This window comes from Cerasicoccus frondis, assembly GCA_031296915.1.
Taxonomy (GTDB): Bacteria; Verrucomicrobiota; Verrucomicrobiia; order Opitutales; family Cerasicoccaceae; genus Cerasicoccus; species Cerasicoccus frondis.
On record JAVDPC010000022.1, the window covers coordinates 91,106 to 112,821 of the forward strand.

At 53.9% G+C, this 21,716-nt stretch carries 23 protein-coding genes and 1 other RNA gene; 14 read left to right on the forward strand and 10 right to left on the reverse strand.

The genetic code is table 11. The features are described from left to right. Positions 1-2 precede the first annotated feature (2 nt). The 5 genes from RBB63_RS16610 (at position 3) to RBB63_RS16630 (ending at position 3,422) form a co-directional block, all read left to right on the forward strand. The gene (locus RBB63_RS16610; protein ID WP_309386098.1) at positions 3-854 is read left to right on the forward strand and encodes a hypothetical protein; all 852 of its coding nucleotides are present in this window, start codon (positions 3-5) and stop codon (positions 852-854) included. Next, on the forward strand, positions 851-2,182 hold the full coding sequence (locus tag RBB63_RS16615) for a LamG-like jellyroll fold domain-containing protein (protein WP_309386099.1): 1,332 nt from the start codon (positions 851-853) through the stop codon (positions 2,180-2,182). The genes RBB63_RS16610 and RBB63_RS16615 overlap by 4 nt, the downstream gene beginning before the upstream one ends. Before the next feature lie 81 nt (positions 2,183-2,263). Continuing rightward, positions 2,264-2,743 carry a hypothetical protein gene (locus tag RBB63_RS16620; RefSeq protein WP_309386100.1) on the forward strand — a complete coding sequence of 160 codons (480 nt, stop codon included), beginning with the start codon at positions 2,264-2,266 and terminating at the stop codon, positions 2,741-2,743. Between the two features lie 2 nt (positions 2,744-2,745). Next, a complete protein-coding gene (locus tag RBB63_RS16625) occupies positions 2,746-3,210 on the forward strand; it encodes a signal peptidase I (RefSeq protein ID WP_309386101.1) in 465 nt (154 codons plus the stop codon). Further along, positions 3,207-3,422, forward strand: coding sequence for a hypothetical protein (locus RBB63_RS16630; protein WP_309386102.1), 216 nt, complete (start codon positions 3,207-3,209; stop codon positions 3,420-3,422). Before RBB63_RS16625 ends, RBB63_RS16630 begins: the two co-directional genes overlap by 4 nt. On the opposite strand, the gene RBB63_RS16635 is transcribed toward RBB63_RS16630, so the two are convergent. The 3 genes from RBB63_RS16635 to ssrA form a co-directional block, all read right to left on the reverse strand. Then, a complete protein-coding gene (locus RBB63_RS16635; protein WP_309386103.1) occupies positions 3,423-3,878 on the reverse strand; it encodes a helix-turn-helix domain-containing protein in 456 nt (151 codons plus the stop codon). It abuts the gene before it with no gap. Beyond that, a complete protein-coding gene (locus RBB63_RS16640) occupies positions 3,875-5,047 on the reverse strand; it encodes a tyrosine-type recombinase/integrase (protein ID WP_309386104.1) in 1,173 nt (390 codons plus the stop codon). The genes RBB63_RS16635 and RBB63_RS16640 overlap by 4 nt, the downstream gene beginning before the upstream one ends. Positions 5,048-5,197: 150 nt before the next feature. Beyond that, positions 5,198-5,567: a transfer-messenger RNA gene (ssrA, locus tag RBB63_RS16645) on the reverse strand. Positions 5,568-5,762: 195 nt separating this feature from the next. On the opposite strand from ssrA, the gene RBB63_RS16650 reads away from it, so the two are divergent. From RBB63_RS16650 to RBB63_RS16660, 3 genes are all read left to right on the forward strand, one after another. Next, positions 5,763-6,545: a glycine zipper family protein gene (locus tag RBB63_RS16650; RefSeq protein WP_309386105.1), complete on the forward strand. Its 783-nt coding sequence runs from the start codon at positions 5,763-5,765 to the stop codon at positions 6,543-6,545. A 454-nt stretch (positions 6,546-6,999) separates the two neighbouring features. After that, entirely contained in the window at positions 7,000-7,362 is a 363-nt protein-coding gene (locus RBB63_RS16655) for a hypothetical protein (protein ID WP_309386106.1), read from the forward strand. Between the two features lie 88 nt (positions 7,363-7,450). Then, a complete protein-coding gene (locus tag RBB63_RS16660) occupies positions 7,451-7,816 on the forward strand; it encodes a hypothetical protein (RefSeq protein ID WP_309386107.1) in 366 nt (121 codons plus the stop codon). A gap of 70 nt (positions 7,817-7,886) precedes the next feature. Here RBB63_RS16660 and RBB63_RS16665 read toward each other — a convergent pair whose 3' ends face one another. The 6 genes from RBB63_RS16665 to metK all read right to left on the reverse strand — a co-directional run bounded on the left by RBB63_RS16665 (position 7,887) and on the right by metK (position 14,142). Next, on the reverse strand, positions 7,887-8,666 hold the full coding sequence (locus RBB63_RS16665) for an endonuclease/exonuclease/phosphatase family protein (protein WP_309386108.1): 780 nt from the start codon (positions 8,664-8,666) through the stop codon (positions 7,887-7,889). Positions 8,667-8,705: 39 nt separating this feature from the next. Beyond that, a complete protein-coding gene (locus RBB63_RS16670) occupies positions 8,706-9,062 on the reverse strand; it encodes a hypothetical protein (protein WP_309386109.1) in 357 nt (118 codons plus the stop codon). 90 nt (positions 9,063-9,152) lie between these two features. Beyond that, on the reverse strand, positions 9,153-10,055 hold the full coding sequence (locus RBB63_RS16675; protein ID WP_309386110.1) for an HAD family hydrolase: 903 nt from the start codon (positions 10,053-10,055) through the stop codon (positions 9,153-9,155). A gap of 68 nt (positions 10,056-10,123) precedes the next feature. Beyond that, entirely contained in the window at positions 10,124-11,308 is a 1,185-nt protein-coding gene (locus RBB63_RS16680; RefSeq protein WP_309386111.1) for a DUF3095 domain-containing protein, read from the reverse strand. 128 nt (positions 11,309-11,436) lie between these two features. After that, on the reverse strand, positions 11,437-12,876 hold the full coding sequence (gene ahcY / locus RBB63_RS16685; protein ID WP_309386112.1) for an adenosylhomocysteinase: 1,440 nt from the start codon (positions 12,874-12,876) through the stop codon (positions 11,437-11,439). Positions 12,877-12,966: 90 nt separating this feature from the next. Continuing rightward, positions 12,967-14,142 (reverse strand): methionine adenosyltransferase, encoded by a 1,176-nt coding sequence (metK, locus tag RBB63_RS16690; RefSeq protein WP_309386113.1) that lies wholly within the window; start codon positions 14,140-14,142, stop codon positions 12,967-12,969. A gap of 173 nt (positions 14,143-14,315) precedes the next feature. Between metK and RBB63_RS16695 the strand changes: the two genes are divergently transcribed. Beyond that, on the forward strand, positions 14,316-15,008 hold the full coding sequence (locus tag RBB63_RS16695) for a hypothetical protein (protein WP_309386114.1): 693 nt from the start codon (positions 14,316-14,318) through the stop codon (positions 15,006-15,008). Between the two features lie 14 nt (positions 15,009-15,022). Here RBB63_RS16695 and RBB63_RS16700 read toward each other — a convergent pair whose 3' ends face one another. Beyond that, positions 15,023-16,375 carry a radical SAM protein gene (locus RBB63_RS16700; RefSeq protein WP_309386115.1) on the reverse strand — a complete coding sequence of 451 codons (1,353 nt, stop codon included), beginning with the start codon at positions 16,373-16,375 and terminating at the stop codon, positions 15,023-15,025. 179 nt (positions 16,376-16,554) lie between these two features. Between RBB63_RS16700 and RBB63_RS16705 the strand changes: the two genes are divergently transcribed. The 5 genes from RBB63_RS16705 to RBB63_RS16725 form a co-directional block, all read left to right on the forward strand. Beyond that, positions 16,555-17,172 carry a hypothetical protein gene (locus tag RBB63_RS16705; protein WP_309386116.1) on the forward strand — a complete coding sequence of 206 codons (618 nt, stop codon included), beginning with the start codon at positions 16,555-16,557 and terminating at the stop codon, positions 17,170-17,172. A gap of 84 nt (positions 17,173-17,256) precedes the next feature. Continuing rightward, the gene (locus tag RBB63_RS16710) at positions 17,257-18,066 is read left to right on the forward strand and encodes a hypothetical protein (RefSeq protein WP_309386118.1); all 810 of its coding nucleotides are present in this window, start codon (positions 17,257-17,259) and stop codon (positions 18,064-18,066) included. Positions 18,067-18,081: 15 nt separating this feature from the next. Then, positions 18,082-18,225, forward strand: coding sequence for a hypothetical protein (locus RBB63_RS16715; RefSeq protein WP_309386119.1), 144 nt, complete (start codon positions 18,082-18,084; stop codon positions 18,223-18,225). Between the two features lie 88 nt (positions 18,226-18,313). Beyond that, entirely contained in the window at positions 18,314-19,372 is a 1,059-nt protein-coding gene (locus tag RBB63_RS16720; protein WP_309386121.1) for a hypothetical protein, read from the forward strand. A gap of 494 nt (positions 19,373-19,866) precedes the next feature. Further along, the coding region (locus tag RBB63_RS16725; RefSeq protein ID WP_309386122.1) for an Ig-like domain-containing protein at positions 19,867-21,716 on the forward strand (1,850 nt) is incomplete at its 3' end.

The following is a 21,716-nucleotide window of genomic DNA, read 5'->3' on the forward strand; positions in this document are numbered from 1 at the left end:
TCATGTCTGACTCAATCCAATCGCCCAAGCCCAGCGTGAAGCTCTACGTCACGCAAAAGCGCATGTCCGTAAACATGGGAATCATGCGCGGAAAGAGCGCGTACGAAGTGGCCGTGCAAAATGGATTTGTGGGCAGTGAAGTGGATTGGCTGGCGTCGCTTGAGGGGTCTGGTGGAGGTGGTGGAGGCGCTGATGAACTTAACAATATTGGCGTTACCGGATTTACCGCAGGTTACATTCTCATCATCAACGGAGGTGGAACTGGCGTGGGCCAAGTGCAGACGCTGGGCCAAGATAAAATAAATGGCTTGGTAGCCGCACTGGCAGCTAAACAGAGCGCCCACGTGAATCTAACGGCGCTGGCAGGTTTGGCAGGCGAAGCAAACAAACTGGCCTACTTTACAGGGACCGGCGCCATGACAAAGGCGGACATCACAGCATTTGGTCGAACCTTGATTGCATTGGCTGATGCTGAAGCTGGCCGCACAGCACTTGAAGCTGCCAAGAACACCGTGATCACTGAATACCTACAAGGCACGGAATTAACGAGCGCTGCCTCTATTGCCTGGGATCTGTCAACCGGTGTAAAAAAGGAACTAACCCTCAGCCACAATGCAGACATCGTACTAAGCAATTGGACTGGCAACATGAGTGGGAGCATTGATGCGACACAGCATGACACTGTCCAGTATGGCATAAGCTCGATCACGGCAGCAGGCCTGACGCCAGTTCAAATGGGCCACATCTCACTTGAGGACATCTCCAGCCTACCGACTGGGAGCGCCTTCACAATCAGCATACAAATCGTAACCGGCAAAGGCGAACTGCGCTATGCCATAATCAGCGAAGGATGAGCGCCGGACTAGCCATACAACCATTCTTCGCATCACAGCGCGACCTACTGAAGGAAGCTGTCTATTTATTTCGACAGCATGTAAACGTGCGTCGCGAGGATGACGATAGCGAGGCGACTTTCACGACTCAGGAGGTACAAGACGGCCAGCTTTCAAACTTCGTTAGCAGGATGGACTTTGCAGGAAATGACTATGTGCAGATTCCGAATTCCACTCATTGGCATCCGGACCAGTATTTTGTGATAGAATTCGACGTTTACTTCGACAGCTTGGGCGATGTTCAACCACTGATATGCAAGGACATAAATAGCGACACTGGGGATTTTGCGATCTACACAACCAACAGTGGAAAGCTACGTTGGCACATCTACGGGCTATCTTCGATTGATCGCATTGGCATCATCACCGACAACATTGCCTTTAGCTTAAACACGCTGCATCATGTGAAGGTAATCGCGGATGGCTCCGGCGAAGCCACTGGCATGTATATCTTTGTCGACGACGTGCAGTTGCCAACCTCTGACGATAGCCGAGAAACCTTCACCTACCAATACCACGCAGCACCGATCCACGTTGGTAAACGCAATATATGGGCTACCAAATACCTTGATGGCTATATTGCTAATCTGAGTGTTTACCGAGACATCAGTGGACCGACTCCAACACTGAGACATCAACTTATTGGCGCCGGTGGCCAAGACGCAAATTGGGTGGACCAGATAGGCGATGCTGATGGCTCAGTGATTGGGGCTCCAGACGCTCGAGGCAAGGGCTTCGTAAAGGAATGGTTCAACGAGAACGATGCTTCGGAAAAAGCAAGCCAATCAACAGCGGGAAGCCAACCAATGATCGTGGTAAACGGAGTGCTGGCTGACGGGCCGCAAGGCGATGGCAGCCGATCCTTAACGCATGCACTCTCCGGATTCACAACTGGAGATGATATTTCGGTATTCTTGCGATTTAACGCCACCAGCACTGATAAGACCATTTTGGCTTTAGATGACGCATTGATCATCGGCATTGGCGCTGGCGGTGGCCTGTATTTTTATCCCGCAGATGCTGAGTATGGAAGCAACCTTGCTGATGGTAATGACCATACGATTTCCTTGTTCCTGGATACGGTTGCAGAGACCGGAACGCTTTATGTGGATGATGTATTGGTGAGTTCGACGATTCCCTACACTCCAGTTGCTTTGTCTACAATTACCACCCTGTCACTGCTGGCCAACGACGATGGCAGCAACGGACTAACTGGCGAAATCCTAAGCCTCGCACTCTTCAATAGTGACCGGATTGAAAGTCGCGCGTCCATCGAGGCGCTTCTCTAACCATAAATCTCAAACTGATCTAAACATAATAACAACCAATTTATCGTCCGCGATATTGCGGTAACGTAACCAAGGAAAATCATGGACACATTCACATCATTTGGAGTCGGCACCGGAGTTGGCGCTGCAACACAGATCGCCAGCGAACTGTTTAAAATTAAAATGTCTGCCGACAAGCAGAGGCATGAATTTCAAATGGCTAATAGCAAGGAGGGCCGGGCATGGTTTAAATTGCGAGCTGCAGATGCCAATGATGCCGCCAAACGAGGAAGCGGAGTAAAGCTGCTAAGCTTCACTTCTATTCTCGGTTATATCGTTGTAGGCACCTTATTCCTGCTGGCATGGTATGCAGGCTGGCTTGAAATTCCAACAGCGTATATCACCGAGCAGGCTGGTGACTCCTTTCTGTGGGGATTGATTGAATTCGCCCCAAGCGTCTCAGTTGAAAATGTGACGGGCTTTGTGAACTTCCCTGAAATGCGCAATGCCCTGTCGGCTTTCATTGGATTCATCTGCGGCATCAAGGGCGTGTCGACTGGTGCTAACAATCTGACTCGATAAAAATGGATTGGTGGCAGTCAGCACAAGATACACTGAAGGCGATTCTCGTGGCGATCTGCCTCGGATTGCTTGTGCTCGTGCTGACTGCCTGCGCCGCCAAGCCCAATAAGCCCCCGCCTGGTATCGCAATATGGACAGTGGGTCATTACCCGGCGGGCAACGGTGTATGGAAAAGGGGCCCGTGGGTAGAGGACGGCATCAGCTATAGCAACTCAATGGCGCCAACCATGATGCCCGGTGACCCACTGGCCGTGGATTTTTCCTTTCCTTATACCCTACTCCAAGAGGGAGACATTATAGTCTTCTATCATGGAGAAGATGAGCCAGCCGCAGTCCACAGACTGATACACCAAGTAGGTCAAGAGTGGCAGACGAAAGGAGACAACAACACTTACCCTGACAGCAAATTAATCAACGCCGATGACTACATAGGGAAGGTCGTGGCGTATGGAAGAATTTTAAAATGAATTGGCTAATACACATCGCAGCACTTCTTGAACGCAAACCCGCCCTCGGCTGGCTCGCCGCAGCAGTGCCAACGGCTACAGGCGCCTTAAATCTAATGCAGCATGTTCAAGCAGCCTTGGGGATAATTTCCATGCTCATCGGCATCGCAGTTGGGCTGACGACACTGATTCTGCAGATAAGGAAGCTTAGAAAAGTTGAGCGAGCAAAATAGCTACTCTTCGACCTTGTTCCCAAACGTCTCGTGCAGTTTGGGGATGATATCTTGTATATCTCGGTTTCCCAATGCTTCGGCAAAAATCTCATACTTGGATGGGGGCAGGTCCTTGAGGGCAATCGCCACATCGCTGATAAAGCGATTAAACTTGGCATTGGTGGAGACTTTGACCCCAGTCGCGAGCTTGGATGCATCTGCAGCAGAATCAAATGCGCCACGATTGACACTCCATAGCGCCATCAATTTTCGAAATTCCTTCGAATTCTCATCCAGTCCAAGACCTTTTTTCGCCACTGCCTTCAAGCTGTCAACCTTCACGGGCTTATCAATTTCTATCTTAGTGATAATCCATTGGCTGAAGCCAGCACGCTCTGCGCAATCCTTTTGTGTCAGTTTCTTGTCCTGACGCAGTTGGATGAAATATCGGGCGAGATCACTTTTGTCTCTGTTCATGGTTTAGTCGGTTTAATATTATTGAAGAATGCCACGGCTTGATCTTTTGGGACCATCCTTGCAAGGTAGTTTTTTAACAGACGTCTAGGATTTTGGTGGCGTAGCACCAGGGCTGTACGTGGGGCGTCGCGGTAAAGAGAAATGTGGTTAGTTGTGTAAGTGCGACGTAACGCATTCGAAGGCCATTTATTGATAATCCCTTTGTCTGCTAATGCATGGCGTATTCGATTCGTCGCCTTATTTCGTGCAAAAGCATACTCTGGATAGGCATTAGCCCATTCCCAAAAAACGGGCTCAACGTCGTAAATAACCCAATCATCCTGAGTTTTGCTGCCCTGCTGGACCTTATCACCAACTAAAGCCCATCCTGGAATTATTACCCGACGCTGTTCGTAGTCGATCCAATCTACCTTGAAGCGCTCAGCCTCTGCGTTTCGAATCCCTAAGAACAATTGGACTACACTCCACAGCACATAGCGAGGTTCATGTGCCTCAATATGGGCCATATATCCCTTGGCCTCATCAAGAGTCAACGCCCGCTTCATCACATTAGGTACGGTTGGCAAATCATCTTCCGCTATATCACTGATTGGATTTTCCCGAGTCCATCTCCATCGGGTAAGCGAATTAAAAAAATTGCTCAGCGTGATGAAATAGTTCCGAATCGTACGTGGGCTGAGGTTCAACCCAAGCAACCATTCTTCGATCTCACTGCGGGTCAGACTGCTCAATTGACGATTACCAAACTGCGCAGAAAATTGATTTAGCCGACTTTTGAGATCCTTCACGTGACGTGTCGATCGATTAAGATTCTCCTTCCGTTCCAAGAACAACCGGGCCGCTTCAATGACTGTCTTCGGCGCACCATCAGCAGTCTGATGATGCTGAATATAAAATTGGGTGACATCGGGTAGTGTAGCGACTATCCCAGCAGCCCTGAGTAAATTCATGGACGTCTCGTATTCAGCATGCGCATGACGCGAATACTGAATCGACTCTGTGCCGTGTTTGACCTCCAGGCCCTTGAGTCGCTTCTTCTCCGTAATCGCCTCTTCTGCAGTAGCAAAATAGCTGCGCTTTCCACGGTGCTCAACCTGAAAGGGTTTAGCATCGTGCTTGCCATCACGGATTTCACGAATCCCGCGAGGTAGCTTGGAATTACACGGCATTGGAGCATCGTGCGGTTTCGGTCGATTTTAGTCAAGAAAACGATGGTAAACCATGGTAAACGACGTACTTTTAGTCGAAGCGTCGGAAATCTAAAAGGCCTAATCTATGCTGATTATTAGCCACTTACGAAATATTCGACGGATGCAAAATGGTGGAGGTGGCGGGAGTCGAACCCGCGTGTCCGGAGGTTTCAATTATAGCGTCTACAGAAATAGTCAGTCTTTTGGTTTCAAAGCTTCGGCGCGGACAGACACGCTACGAAGCCCCAATTAACCTGTTAGATACGGCGTGCACCCGGTTACCCGATGCAAACTATACTCGCTAGCTGACGCCTCATTCCCTTAACGAGCATCCGGGGTGAGACGAGGCCGACTTAAGCAGCCATAAGTTCGCCCTGAGGAGCGAACTCGACGATTTTATTTTCGCCAATTATAGTGCGATGGATTTGATACGGAGCCAACCATCATCTCCGTCCTGCAGCCATAACCTACAGCTCCGGGTCGAATCCGGAACACCCCCATTGCATATTGGGGAGGCATGGGCATGAAATGCCTCTCAAAGATCAAGGTAGAATAATCGCTCATGTTTTGTGCTTTGTCAAGCAGCACTCCAATGAGCTCCGGGGGTAAGTTCACCCGGATGTCCTCACTCCCAGGGGGCTTTTAGCGGTAGTTTACGCTTTCGCGAGGCAGGCAATTTAGCTAAGCTCTCCTCATGAAAGCACCACTTTGTTTTTCCTTACTGCTCACTGGCCTGACGGCCTCTCTGCCAATGCTCAATGCTGATACGCTGGAGCTTCGTAACGGCTCGACTCTACAGGGCGCCTACGAGGGGGGGACTCCTGATGTCGTGCGCTTCTATTTCAATGGCTCCAGCCAGGAATATAACCGGGGGGACATTGCCAGCCTGACGTTCTCGAAAGAGGCGCCGGGCAGGCCCATCGAAGCAGCTTCAGCATCGACCGTTGCTGAGTCAGCCGCAGCCCCTGCCACGAGCGCAGTGGCGGAAATTCCGGCTGGCGCCACGCTGGTGGCCTCGTTGCAGACGTCGATTAATTCCGGCAGCGTCAAGGCGGGTTCCAGTTTTCCGGCAATCCTGGTGTCAGACCTCCGCATCGGCAATGAAGTTGTCCTGCCAGCGGGAACCACCCTGCAGGGGCAGGTAGTCAGCGCGCAGTCGGCTGGGCGTTTTCGCAAGGGCGCTGACCTCACGCTAACCATCGACGCCATCAACTACCAAGGGCAACTGATCGCCGTGCGAACCAGCCCCCAGCAGGAGACCCAACAGGGTCACGGCGGTCGTGACATTCTCGGGGGCGCCGCCAAAGGCGCCGCGCTGGGAGCCATTGTCGGCGCAATCGATGGAGACGCGGGAGATGCGGCGGCCGCGGGTGCGGCGGCTGGCAGCGCCAGTGGCTTGCTGCGCAAGGGGGACAACGTCGAATACCAATCCGGATCGGTGTTGGCCTTCACCCTCGAAAGCTCGGTGCGTCTGTAGGCTGGTCATGCAGATTTGAGCGGCGGTTGGCTAGACAAGTTCGATTGATCTAAAAGATGTAGCCCGGCGTCCCGCCCGGGCTGCTTCATCCTGTTTACTGTGTCACAATAGAGCTTGATAGGGACACCAGGCTCCACCTTGAAACAGGAAGAATAATGAACCAAACTCCGCTGACCACACATTAGGAGTTTTTTCGATTCTTCGAATTCGTTATCCTCAATCCGAAAAACCACCCGGAGTTTCACCCAACACCAGCAACTGCGCAGCACGAGTGGTTTAGGTTTCAGTTAAAAATTTCCGGCCCCAGAATCGAATCAATCGATCGGATCAATGAATGGCATGCATCAAAAATCGCTGAAGCAGAAATTTTTGATTAATTTTTACTTTCATACGCCGTTCAATTGACCTACACTCTAACGTCTGAACCCCACAAATAGACTACCGTATTACCCCTATGGATAGTTATCGCCCCACCAATTCTCGTTTACCCAGTTTATATCAACAGCTGCTTGATATCTATGAAAAAACGGATTACGCGTTCCACAGCGAGGTGCTCGCACACCACCAAAAAATCCGCCAGCTTCATCAGACCCCCGAAAATTACCTGCTTTATCATGTGTTGATCGGCGGCTCTCCCCCCGAGCAATGCAAACAGTTTGATTTTCCTGGCGAGTGCTCGGTCGAGCGTTTTCTCCAAGAGAATCTGAACAAGGTTTCGAGCACGCTTCCCAAGCCAGTAAGACCAAGCGAGCAATCGCTTTCCTTACAGCGCTCCCCCAAGCGTGCGTCGCTCAGCATGAGCGCTCTAAGCGCGTGACTGATGCTCAGTGCTGTGGTCCCTCAAGTCGGCCCTGCAGAACTGCTAAACCCCTCCCCCAACATCCATTTGTTCCCTGAATCCTGCTATGAATATTTCCCTCTTTTTTGAGCCTAATTCTCCCCACATGATCTGCCGCATACAGCGCATTCGCAAGATGCTTGATGCCCTCCACGAAACGGCAAATGACGCCTTCGTTGTCGACATCGCCGGGCACTTGGCCGAGCTGGATCAAAAGTACGGCAACGTTCGTCAATGCGCGATGCACGATGTGCTGCTCGGCAAGCCATTGTCCGATGAATACAGTTTTTTTGACTATGACGGCCTCGACTCAATCGAATACGCCATCGAGTTTCATTACCTCATGCATTTTGACGACCCCGACTCCCTGCAACCATCTGGAGACTGCTCTAGCTGCGATCAAGTCGGATCGATGGACTGCGCCTATCATTAAGACGCGACCGGAAAAGAATTTCTGACTTTTGCCCCATCCACTAAAACTGGACAAATGAGGGCAAGCGCCCCTACCCGACCTCAAACTCCAGCAACACTGGTTTGTGGTCGGAGAGGAAGCCCGGCAGCACCTCGCAAGCCGTCATGCGATAAGGCTCGGGCAGGAAAATGAAGTCGATGATCTTGCTCGGCAAGTGCGATGGAAAGGTGCGCTTGTCTCGTGGATAAAGCTGGTATTCACGGTGTTTAAGAATGTGCTGAAACAAGTGATTGACCGCGTCGGCCTTGGGCCGCGAACGGCTGTTGAAATCACCGCAAATGATCGGCGCCAAGGGCCGTTCGTCGGGTCCGCGGTGGGCGTTCTCAATGATGTAATCCACGATCTGCTCGACCTGCTCCACACGCCGTTTGCGCGAACGGAAATCCAGGTGAGCATTGAGGAGCGGCACCACCCTGCCCTGGTAATTGATTTCCGCGTAGAGAAAACCCTTCTCGCCCAGCGTCGCCTGCCCAAATGCCTGGTTATGCCAGTGCTCCAGCGGGTAGCGCGAGAGGATGGCGTTGCCATAGGCGAGCGGGTGCTTGCCCTCCCGGCGATTCGTCACGCCAAGCTCCGCGTATTCGAAGCCAGTGGCGGCCTGAATTTCCTTGAGCAAATTGATGCTCCAGTTCCAGTGCGAATCCTCGTCGACCTCTTGCATGGCGACGATGTCGGCGTTGACCTTGGTCATCAGCTCGCCGATGGCGCGCAGGTTTTTGCGGATGCGCACCGGCGAGGTAAATTTCTGATACAGCGACAGCCCGCGCCCATGCGCGATGTTAAAGGTGACGAGTCGTAGTTTGTCAGGCACGTCGGTAAAGGTGCGTAAATCTACCCATCGCGCAAGCGGTTACTGCGATCCACTCCGTGTTCGCGGCGCGACTTTCTCTTCACTAGGCAGCGTGTAGTAATCGCCATTTCTAAAACGGTGCTTTTCAGCAAAGCCCTCAACCCGGCGACCATTTTCAGTTTGCTTGAAATGGACCTCATACCAAACCGAGGTGTCTGGCTCGTAATACACCTCGATCATTGAATTCGTGATAAATCGAATTGCTGGCCTGTAGTTTTCTTCAGTGTAGTAGTGCCCCTGCACTTCGGCCATGGATAGTGGCCTCTCCACCACACCATGACTCGCATGGTAAAAGTAGGCTTGGTAAACCTTTTTGCGGTGCTCTTCTGAAACCCCACCGCATGTTCCACGCTTCATGCCAAAAATGAGGCCTGCCAGTATCAAAACCAGCAGGCCAAAAGTTATCAGACGCGCCAACTTCATCTTAGTTGGCTATATCACCTACGGCTATCCCAAGCACTCGGGGATCTGCTCAAGCTCGGTGACAATCACGTCGGGCTTGATGTCCTTGCAGTCCGGATCGTCCTCCCGCAGGCGCAGGGAGCGGTCATCACCGGCAAAGAGTGCGGTCTTAAAGCCGAGTTGCTGAGCGGGCCAGACGTCGTTGCGCAGGTCGTTGCCGATGAAGAGCGTTTCGGCGGGGGAAATGCCATCAAGCGCTTGCAAGCGTTCCTGGGCAATCTCATACAGGGCGAGGCCGGGCTTGGCGACGTTGTGCTCGTAAGAGTAGATGCAAAGCAGTTCCTCTAAGCCGAGGTCGTGCGGACTGTCTTCGAAAAACGCTTCGAACAGCAGTGGCGTGAAGGCCTGCGCGTTGGAAATCAGGCCAATGCTCTTGCCCTTGTCCAGGCAGCTTTCGAACACATCGAGCACGCCTGGCATCGGATAAACAGGATTCACGCGGACCTCGAACAGCGTCGCAAGCTGCATGAGGTTGTTGCGTGTGGTGCGGCCGCGGATCAACTCGTAAGCTTCGAGCTGGCCAATCAAGTCCTCCCACACGCCGATGATATCCACCTCAGGATGCGGCGTTCCCTGATCGCGGCGGATGTCCTGCTCGGCCTTGATGGTGTCGAGAAACAGCTCATTGATCGGCGTTTTCTCGTCCTGCAGCATGAAGCCGACCTCTTCAATCGACTGGCGGATCAGCTTCTCGCGGGATTTGGATTTGTCGTTGGCGACGAGCGAAATATCGCCCACACCGCTCTGGAAGAGCGTGCCATAAATATCAAACAACACCGCGCGGATGCCCTTCAGCTTCTTGAGCTTGGGCTTCTGGCCGGTCGGAACCGGTTCCATTTCCGGGGAATTGTTACGTATGATGTCAACGGGTTTCAGCTTAAGTGCCATGATGGGAATATTGCGTGGCGATCCACCGGCGGCAATTTGAAACTGCTCCTAAATTTACCTTCCAGCCATCAGGCAGGTTGCAGGGCCCTCAGGGCGGCCTTCATTTGCTTGGCGGCCAGCGCGTATCCACCGTCTGCGCCATCAACGAAATGCAGGTGCTCGTGTTGGTAGTTGTCGATGACGCAGGTCATGATTGCAGATTTCGCCACATGGCTCCCGTAAACAAGCTCCTGTGGCTTGAACAACTCCTGCACACGGGCCAGTAACTGCTCACGCTGAGCCTGGTTGCCGGAGAGGACGAAACGTAGGCAGTCGTCGATTTTGCGGAAATCAGCGTTGGCAATGAGGTCCTGCTGGTAGCGACTCCAGTCTGCCCCAGCGAACTTCAGCCCGTATTTCATGATGATGCGGCCGGCAAAAATTTGCAGTTGGAGATATTTACTATAACTCCACCGCTTCACCCAGTTGTGCGCAAAAGTCCGCACACGATGCTCCACCCGCAGCAAGGCCGGTTGGCTGCTTAGTTTGAGACCGCCCAAATGCAGAGGATTGGATTGCTCGGCGTCGCCATAGCATTCCTCGACCAAGCTGATCAACTGACGAAAAATCGAGGCTCGCTGATGCTCCGTGCCCATGGCTCGGAAAATATAAGCCACCGTCTCGCCATGACGGCTGGGAACGTTTTCCCAGCGACACTCCAGCCCGGAAAAATCGGCGCGCTGCGGACCGTTTTCCGACAACCGGTAGGGGTTGTCCGGTCGCGGGTCTTTGACCAGTTCGTCCGCTTTTTCCAGGCCGCCGCCCATGAACATCGTCTGCGTGACCCAGTCGCTTAGCTGAAGCCGGGCGACCCGCACCTCCCTGCCCTGCGCCATGATGTCCGCATGCGGCACAATGCCAATGCGCAACGTGAGCCCAAACTCCTCCCGCGCCATGCGCGAACTCGCGCGCAGCACGGCCTCGACGTCCGACCGGCGCTCCGGCGGCAGGCAGAACGTTGCTCCGTCTCCACCAAAGACAAACGGAATTTCCTCCGGCTTATGCAGGTTGCGCACCGCAGCAATCGCAGCCACGCCCACGCCGCTTACTTCCTTGTAGCGCCCTTTGCTTAGGTTCTCTGTCGAGCCTTGCACATCCGTCAGCGCAATGAGCCAGTCTTGCGGCAGACGGCGATAAACGCCTGGGTCCACCGCTTCACGAAGCGATTTAATCAGGGGCAGCCGTTCGACAAAGCTCTCAGAGGAATTTGACATGGGCTCTGAAACCCACTCGATTCTAGACGAAATGGCGAGCGGATTCGAAATCTCTGACTAACTCATGCAAAAAAACGGCCACTCACATGAGCAGCCGTTTGAAAGGGATTTGTTGAAAGCGGCTCCGCTTAGTAGCGGTAGTGCTCGGGCTTGTAAGGGCCTTCGACCGTTACGCCGATGTATTCAGCCTGCTCAGGCGAGAGCTTGGTCAGCTTGCAGCCGATCTTCTGCAGGTGCAGGCGAGCAACTTCTTCGTCGAGGTGCTTCGGCAGGATGTAAACACCCGGCTTGTAGGTTTCGACGTTCTTCCAGAGCTCGACTTGCGCGAGAACCTGGTTGGTGAAGCTGTTCGACATCACGAAGGACGGGTGACCCGTTGCGCAACCGAGGTTGACGAGGCGGCCCTTGGCCAGCAGGTAAATGCAGTTGCCGGTCGGGAAGGTGTACTTGTCCACCGCCCCTTGATTGTCGGGCTTGATTTCCTCGTGATCGACGCCGGGCATGTCGTTGAGCTTGTCGACTTCGATTTCGTTGTCGAAGTGGCCGATGTTGCAGACGATCGCCTGGTCCTTCATCTTGGACATCTGGGCGGCGCTGATGATGCCGAAGTTACCCGTGGTGGTGACGTAGATGTCGCCCCAGCCAAGAGTGTCTTCAACGGTCAATACACGGAAGCCTTCCATCGCAGCTTGCAGTGCGCAAATCGGGTCAACTTCAGTAACCACGACCTGGGCGCCTTGAGCGCGCATGGCTTGAGCGCAGCCCTTACCCACGTCGCCGTAACCGCAGATCACGGCAACCTTGCCAGAGATCATCACGTCGGTGGCGCGCTTGATGCCGTCCACGAGGGACTCGCGGCAGCCGTAAAGATTGTCGAACTTGCTCTTGGTGACGGAGTCATTGACGTTGATCGCCGGCACGAGGAGCTTGCCCTTCTTGTGCATTTCGTAGAGGCGGTGAACACCGGTCGTCGTTTCTTCGGAAACGCCCTTCCAGTCTTCCATCACGCTGTGCCAGTGGTTCGGCTTGTCAGCGTTGATCTTCTTGAGCAGCTTCTTAATGACCTGCTCTTCGAGGCTGCTGGAATCGCTGTCGACCCACTTGTCGCCGTTTTCGAGTTCGAAGCCCTTGTGGATGAGAAGTGTGGCGTCGCCGCCGTCGTCAACGATGAGCTGCGGGCCCGTGCCGTCCGGCCATGTGAGGGCCTGCTCGGTGCACCACCAGTATTCCTCGAGGGTTTCGCCCTTCCAGGCAAAGACCGGCACACCGAGGTTTTTTGCGACGTAAGCCGCCGCGTGGTCCTGGGTGGAGTAAATGTTGCAGGAGCACCAGCGCACGTCAGCGCCGAGTGCCTTCAGGGTTTCGATCAGAACAGCGGTCTGAATCGTCATGTGCAGCGAGCCCATGATACGGACGCCCTTCAGGGGCTGCTCGCCGGCATACTTTTCGCGCGTGGCCATGAGGCCCGGCATTTCGAATTGAGCGATCTCGACTTCCTTGCGGCCAAAGTCGGCCAGCGTGATGTCGCGAACTTTATAGTCAGTGGTTGTTTCTGTTGCGGTGCTCATGAATGTGTAATTTTGAATGATGAAGTATGAATGATGAAAAGATGCTGAACTACGTAATTTTCATAATTCAGCATTCATCATTCATAATTTCTAGCTGCCAACGGCGGCTTTGAGTTCTTCGGCCTTGGCGGTGCATTCCCACGGCAAACCTTCCTTGGCGAAGTGGCCGTAGTGCGTGGTTTCGCGGTAAATCGGACGCAACAGGTCAAGCTGCTTGACGATGTCTGCCGGCTTGAAGCTGAAGACCTTCTTCACGGCGCTAACGATGTCTTCGAGCGGAGCCTTTTCGGTGCCGAAGGCGTCGATGTGGATCGAAGTCGGGTGCGGGTAGCCAATTGCGTAAGCGACCTGCAGCTCAACCTTGTCGGCCAGGCCGGCGGCCACGATATTTTTTGCTACCCAGCGGCACATGTATGCGGCCGAGCGGTCGACCTTCGACGGGTCCTTACCGGAGAAAGCGCCACCACCGTGACGGCCATAGCCACCGTAAGTGTCGACGATGATCTTGCGGCCGGTGAGGCCTGCGTCGCCTTGAGGTCCGCCAATGACGAAACGGCCGGTCGGGTTGATCAGGAACTGGGTGTCCTCGTCGATCATGTCGGCGGGCAGCTCAGGCTTGATGACGTTTTCAATCAGGAATTCCTTGATTTCGGCCAGCGTGACGGCTTCGGCGTGTTGGGTGGAAATAACGACGTTGTTGATCTTAACCGGCTTGCCGTCTTCGTAAGCAACGGCGACCTGGCTCTTGCAGTCGGGGCGGAGCCATGGCGCAGGGCTGTTCTCGGCCTTGCGGATTTCCGCCATTTTGCGGAGCAAACGGTGCGCATACATGACCGGCGCGGGCATGAGCTCGGGTGTCTCATTGCAGGCAATGCCGAACATGATGCCTTGGTCGCCAGCGCCCTGCTCTTCCGTGTCCTTACCTTCGGCGCCTGCGGCGTCCACGCCCTGAGCGATGTCGCCAGACTGCTTGGTCAGGATGTTGTTGATGAAAACTTCGTCGGCGTGGAATACGTCGTCGTTGTTAATGTAGCCGATGTCGCGAATCGCTTCGCGGATGACGGCGTTGTAGTCAAATTTGGCGTTGGTGGTGATTTCACCAGCCACGGTCACGACGTTGCTCTTAACGAGCGTCTCGCAAGCCACGCGGCTCTTGGGGTCCTGCGCCAAGCAGGCGTCCAAGATGCTGTCCGAGATGTAATCGGCAACTTTATCGGGGTGACCTTCACCCACGGATTCCGAAGAAAAGTGGTAAGATTTACTCATAAGGGTCCAACAAAGTGCGCAGCCTTTGAGGAAAATCAAGCCATTAAATCAATACATCTAGATTTATTGATGTGAAGTTGCCAACAATAAGAGTTCGCCGAGCCAATGCTTCACTGTTTGCCTAAAACACCCCAAGGCTATGCCCGTCCGGCCAGCCCAACCACGCAGACCTCATGTTTAGACGCATTCTCAGCTTTAGCTGCTTACTAATGTTCTGCATCCCAGCTTCAGCAGCACAGTATTATGGCTTTATCACCGAGAAAACTTACGTGCTGAAAACGGAGAAAATTCTGTTTTTCATTAAATTCCTGTCTCCCGAGCCCAAGGTTCGCTATCACGGCAACGAGACCTTCTGGGAGTACCGGCAAACAGCTGCGATCCGTTACCAAATAAATGGTCAACCGCTTTCGCCTGTCGAAGAATATACCTTCGCAACGCAGTATACGCGCGTCGCCAAGGGGCGAACCAAAGGCAGTCACACTCCCTACGAATTACCACATTACATGCGCCTGTCGTGGAGCACAGGATCGGATAAAAAAGGCAACTACGAGAGTTGGCTGCATGGCCCCATCGTTGATTACTGTCATGAAATCAGCACGGACATCGCCAACCTGAAAGGTGAAAATTTAACCCGAGTCATCTTTCAAGAAGCCGGCTACCAGGCCCAACAGCGCCTCTGGCAGCATCAGGAGCAGCAGACTTTCATCGAGGGGAAATATTTGGGCCAGGGAAATTCATTTGTCCGCATACGCGGTTTCGACGGCAAGGAATATGAGATGCAAAAGGCCGATCTAAGCTCAGCCGACCTTCATTTCCTGCAACAAATTGAAAGCGGCGATCGGTCTTTTGAAATGCGCAAATATTAAAATCCAACCGGCATTCAGGCAGCGCGGCTCGCGGCCTGCGCCGACCACATTGCCAGCAGAGACTGTAGCTTGGGGAACCAAAAGCAGCCCGCTTGCGTCAGCGGTATTCCATCGGTTTCGGGCGCCCCGACCAGCCCCGCATCACGCCAGTTGGCAATGAGGGACACAGCGGCGGCGTGATCAGGCCATTGCGCCAACGGTGGCAGCATCCGGCGTTGAATGTGTTCGACTATCGCGTCCGTGAAGGCCTGCCCTGGCTTTGGTTTGCCCAAGTTGCAGCGCGCCCCGACTTCACCGCCGTCAATGGCGCTCTCGTAGTCACTCAATGTGCGGAATCCGCTGATGCTGACATCGCCCAACCGCCCGCCAGCCGAGGAGCCAAAGGGCAGGATATCGGCGCTTGTTTTGGCCAGCTGATTATAGATGGAGCGTTCGCGCTCGTTGCGGCGCCAGTGCTGCGGCGTGAAGTGTTCAAAGCCGTGGCGATCCAGCTCCGCTGAGGCCGCCGTGAACATGGCGGCGCGCAGGTGAATGTCGGCGGGCGACTTCATCCTGCCCTGCTCCACCGCTTTGGCCAAGGGGCTGCCCGGGAATTGTTTCAGCGCATACAGGTCGAGCCCATCGATCCCGGTTTCCTCGCCTAGGAAGCGTACGTCTTCCACCACCGATGCAACGTCCTGACCAGGCAGACCGTAAATAAGGTCCACAATGGTCACAAAATCGAGATCCACAAAATTTTGCAGCGTTTGGCGGATCTGCCCACGGTCAGCGAGACGCCCCATCGACCGGCGAATGCGGGTATTCGTGCTCTGCAGGCCGATCGAAATGCGATTCGCGCCAGCCTCACGCCAGGCGGCGGCCTTTGCTTGAGTAAAGCCCCAGATGCGGCCCTCGACGGTAATCTCTGTTTCGCTGTCGATGGGGTACAGTCGGCGCAAAGTGCGGATGACGCGGGCCAGATCTTCGGCCTCCAAATCACTCGGCGTGCCCCCGCCAAAAAAGACTGAGCTGATGCGTCGTGTATTCAGCGAGTCTCCCAGCCATTCCGCTTTTTGCTCCAAATCACGGATCAGCCGATCGGCATATGCCGGGCTGAATCCGGGCTTGGTGGTGTTCTGAAAAAACGGGCAAAACGCACAGCGATGATGGCAAAAAGGCGTGTGCAGATAGAGGTTCAGCGGGACATCACGCCGCTGCGAATTAAGCTCCGGCGCCCACTCACAAAACGGTTCGCCAACTTCGCTTCCACCTCCCATCGCACCATGCCCATGTCCACCAGGACGCTTGGACGGAGGAAAAATTTCGGACAATGGCGCCCCAACGCGCGCATAGGCTGGATTGGTAGGTGTAGTCGCAGGCTCGTTCATGCCAAACAGATTAGCATTGCTGATTTATTGCGCAACTCAAATAAGATAACGTGTCTCATTTGCAGCGCAAATCAACGGCGGCTTTAGCTGCGCTAATACCCCAAGCTGGCTATTCCGAGGTTACATACAGGATGGGGCAACATGCTTGCATCCCCCAGGTCACGGAGTAGCGTAACAGCATGCTCATCCGTCATTGCCTGTCTCAAAGTTTGCTTCTGTTCGCTTCCGTGCTCGCGGTGATCGCCGATACGCCGGAGACCTCTCCTGCCAAGCAAGAGGTCATCATACTGGAGGAAACTCCCCCCGCCGAGGACGCCAGCGAGGAGGAAAAGGCGAGCTATTGGGAGCGCGTTCGCACTCAGTATGAGGACGCCAAAGAGGCCACAGGCGATTATTACGACAAGGCCAAAAACAAGACCGGCGCCTACTACGACAAAGCCAAAGGCGCCACCAGCGACGCCTACGATAAGGCCAAGGAAACGACCTCCGGTTGGTATGAAGACGCGCGAGACTGGACTCAGGAAGATATTAAAAAGGCCGGTTCCTGGCATTACCGCGTGGTGGTAGTCGAACAGGCTGACATCCGGGAAAACCCGGCTGCCATCGAAACCATGCTCAATGATCTTGGGCAGGAGCGTTTCGAATGCTTTTGGGTGGAGCCACTCGATGCAGGCAACTCGCGCATTGCCTTCTTTTTCAAAAAATCGGGCTTCAGCTACCTGAAATCGATTCCCGCCAAGGAATTTTGGCGCTTCATGCCCAAAGGAAGTGACGGCTCCGAAACCAGTGAACCATAAATATTTCCACCTGAATTGCCGTGGCTGACGGTTGAGTTTTAGGCTCGCGCCGGGTCTGAAAATACTGAGACTGATAGGGACATTATGATCAAAAAGATTCTCATCGCTTTCCTTCTGCTCATCATCATTGGCTTGGTCGCCGTTTACTTTTCCATCAACTCGATTGTTGGCGGCGCTGTGACCAAGGGCTTCAACCGCTTTGGACCAGAAGTCACTGGCACTAAAACCTTCATCGAAAGCACCGGGGTAAATGTGTTCGATGGCGACATCGGCATCAACGGCCTGTTCATCGGCAATCCCGATGGCTTCGAAAAACCCAGCGCCGTCGAATGCGGTGAGATCTACGTGGATATCGAGCCGAGCAGCCTTTTCTCCGACACCATTGTGGTGAACGAAATCCGCATTGTGAAGCCCCTCTTCACCTACGATCAGAATTTAGCCACCAACAACCTCACCAAACTGCAAAAGCAGATTGATGAGAACATGAAGAAATTTAAGAAGGCGGGCGACAAGCCTTCCGATCAACCCGCAGAAGCTCCCGCTGAAGAGCAGCCATCCAAAACGCTTATTTTGCACAAACTGGTGGTGCAGGAAGCCAAGGTCGACCTCTCGCTCAATCTCGCCGTGATGAAGACAGGCCGCGAAATTGCCCTGCCAGAGATCAATAAAGACTTTGGCGGTCAGGGTGTTACGCCCGCCGAGGCAGCCGACTACGTCTTGAGCGTAGTGCTGGAGAAGGTCGTTGAGCAAGCCGCCGTTCTGGTGCGTGAGATCACCAACGACCCCAACGCCGTGCTCGAAAGCGTGACCGGCGGTGAAGGCGCACAAGCCCTCGAAAATGCAGGCGATGCCGTGGACAAGGCTGGCAAGGCGATCAAGGGCCTGTTCGATTAATCCGGGTGGCTGATCATGGGCCCGTTTCGCCTCACGCCCCAGGAAGCGCGGACGCTAACGGTGCTCTTGCTCATCCTGCTTGCAGGCTTGATGGGACTCATGATCTGGGGCAATGAAAAAGAGCCAGAGGACAACATGGCCATTCACCAGGCGGAATGACTGCCTTGTGTTACGAGTCTGTGACCGCGCGGACGAAGATTGACCTACAGCGACAGAACCACGACTTTGTGCTCGGCTTTATACACGCATGCAGGAAATTTTCATGATCGTCGGGTTTCTTTTGGCTTCGTATTCCATCGTTGCCAATGACGCCATCCAAACCCTGGGCACGTTTCTCTCCTCCAATGAGAAGCGCCCTTGGTGGGTCCTCTGGCTGTTTGCCTGCGGCATTCTGACAGTGGTTATGTGCTATGGCTTTTTCGTCGTCGGCGACGTCGCGTATGGCCGTTTGAACAAATTTCCCCTCCCCCCTGGCGGCATCACCTGGGTGCAGATCGTTCCGCCGATTTTCATTTTGGTCCTCACGCGTTTTGGCGTGCCCGTCAGCACCACCTTTCTGGTCCTCACCGTTTTTGCAGCGACCAATCTCCCCAAAATGCTTGAGAAAAGCCTCTTGGGCTATGGAGTGGCGTTCGCCTCGGCATTCATCATTGCTCGCTTTGTTTTACTGTTCCTCGAAAAGCGTTTCCTGGCCAGCAACAAGGCAGACAGGCCCGTCGAAGGCTATTGGGTGTTCTTGCAATGGTGCGCCACCGGCTGGCTCTGGAGTCAATGGTTGATCCAGGACTTAGCCAACATATTTGCTTTCCTTCCGCGCGAGCTGACACTGGTCCACTTCATTCTGGCAATGGCGGTCATGTATATACTCCATGCCTGGATTTTCTACAAGCGAGGCGGCGCCATCCAGAACATTGTCGCGTCCAAAACCAACATGACCGACATCCGCGCCGCAACGATCATTGATTTCCAATACGGCCTAGTCCTTTACTTCTTCAAGGAGCTTAACAACGTGCCCATGAGCACCACCTGGGTGTTCCTGGGGCTGTTGGCTGGCCGTGAATTCGCGCTCACCATGGGCCTGAATCACCAGAAAATGAAGAAAGCTTACGCCAAATGCGGACGCGACGCCATCAAGGCGCTTATTGGCTTGGCCATCAGCATCGCCCTCGCCTTCGCCCTGCCGGCAATCGATAAATTCATCACGGGCGAAACACCTGCAGAGCATGCGGCGCACCAAAAGGACCAAACCGACGAAGCCACAGACGAGTCCTCGCGAGCTTCATCCGAAGAGCTCATCGAAGATTAGCGCATTTCTCATCTGACTTGGCTGAATCAGGTAGGAATAATATTGGATACAGCGCAAGGTTCATTGATTGAGCAGGCTGCAAGTCTGTGATTGAAATGTCAACGTAGCGAACTTCCAAACCGGCCCAAAGCCATTACCGAGCGCTTACGTCCAACGTTGATAGCGAGCTGCCATGCGGATGCTTCGCATGATGAGCATCCGCTCGTGGATCTATTTCCACCGAAGGCCCTAACAACTGCCTTACATTCGTTGAGATTGAGCAAATTGCTCTAAGATCTGCTGCAGCTGAACCAGCCAAACACATTCCCGGCTTACAGGGTGAGCGGATAGAATTAATAGTTAATTAAGCGATGGAATGTTTTTCCGTAATTGTGAATAACTTTTAATTGCACTTATAAAATGATACTGAAAACTACAGCACCTAATTGCCTTCTCTCCCATACCTGAACTGATCACTTGGCATAAAATCTAGGGCAATTCTGTTAGTTTTAATCGTGAACACATTCAAGCATTTAAAATCTAAGCCGTATTTATTCTGCTTAATCGCCTTACTGGCTCTTATTGCTCCAGCATCGGCATCACAAGTTGCGGTTCAGGTCTACCATGCGCCATCCTTGAGCGCCGGGCTGATTCAGGGTGACTTATGGCAGCTCAACGGCGAGGGCGGTAGCGTCAATAGCGGCTTCACACTGCAAGGCGATTGGCGCTTTCCCGGCGAACCAGACTTTCGGCTCAACGGCTCGCCAACTTACAGTGGCGTTGAACCGGGCGACGGCAGCGCCTCGCCCAGTGGCTATCGCTGGTACTTAAACAGTGGCACAACGATGGGTTACCTGCGCACGCGAACGGACCCTCTCCCACTCCTCACGGCAAATCCAGTCGAGAGCCCAACCGGCGCCCGAACCGTCCACCTAAACTCCGCATCCGACTCTGCCGGGGATTTCACGACGCTGCTCAATCTAACGATACAGAATCAGGTGGGAACTGTCGCCGTGCCGCCGGGCGCCTACGGCAATTTTACGATCAACGCGAACAATGGGCTAGAACTTGGCGTTGCTGGCGCGACCGAACCAGTCGTCTATCATTTTCAACGCCTCAACCTGAATGGCACAGGCCGCATCAATGCGGTCGGCCCAGTAGAAATTCGGGTTGCAAACAGTTGGTATCCCAACGGCCAAATCGGCAACCAAGATCATCCTGAATGGCTCGAACTACACCTGCCAACGGGCAGCTTTACCCTGAACAGCGGCAGCCGGCTCGACGGACTCGTGATTGCCCCCAATGGCCGCGTCACGGTCAACGGAAACACCACGCTACAAGGCGGCAGCTCCAGCAAGTATTTTACCCTGAATAGCGGCGGAGTCGTCATTGGAGCAAACTTAGTTTCACCTGAAAATGATAGCGGGGAAAACCAGGCGCCAATCGCAACTTCAGCGAGCTTTACACTGGCGGAGGACACCGAGCTGTCCAACTTACTTTCGGGCACAGATCCCGACGGGGATACATTGACATTCAGCTTGGCCAGTCAACCGAGCCACGGCGTTCTTTCACTCGCAGCGGATGGCGCCTTCACCTACACCCCGCCCTTGAACTACAATGGCGCCGATGCCTTTAGTTTTCAGGTCGATGACGGCCAAGCAGTATCTGCGCCTTCAACCGTTTCCTTAACCATAACGCCCGTCAATGATGCCCCAACGGCTTCAATTACTGCATTTGCGATAAGCGAAGACACACCAACCGCCATTGACATTACGGCAAATGACATCGACGGCGACACGCTAAGCATTGCCGTAGAAAACACTGCAGGCGGCGACCTGACCGGGGCATTGGACACCGGGTTTATTTTTTCTCCGGACGCCAATTATTCCGGCCCCGCTAGTTTCACCATCTCAGTCAGCGATGGAATCGCCGAACCCGTTGAGCTAACGGAGACTTTCACCATTACTGCCGTCAACGACGCGCCCAGCATCACCAGCGCGCCAATCACCGCCGTTGATGAAGATGCACTCTACAGCTACGCAGTCTCGACCAACGATCCAGACCTAGACGACGTCGTCACCTTGACCACCAGCGATCTGCCCACTTGGCTGACCTTCGACGGGGCCACGCTATCCGGCACGCCCACCAATGACGACGTCGGGAGCTACGACATCACCCTCAACGCCACAGACCTCGAAGGCGCTACTGACACGCAAGCATTCACCATCACCGTCAGCAACGTCAACGACGCACCCAGCATCACCAGCGCGCCGATCACCGCCATCGACGAAGATGCACTCTACAGCTACGTAGTTACGACCAGCGATCCTGACCTAGGCGACGTCATCACCGTTACCACCAGCGA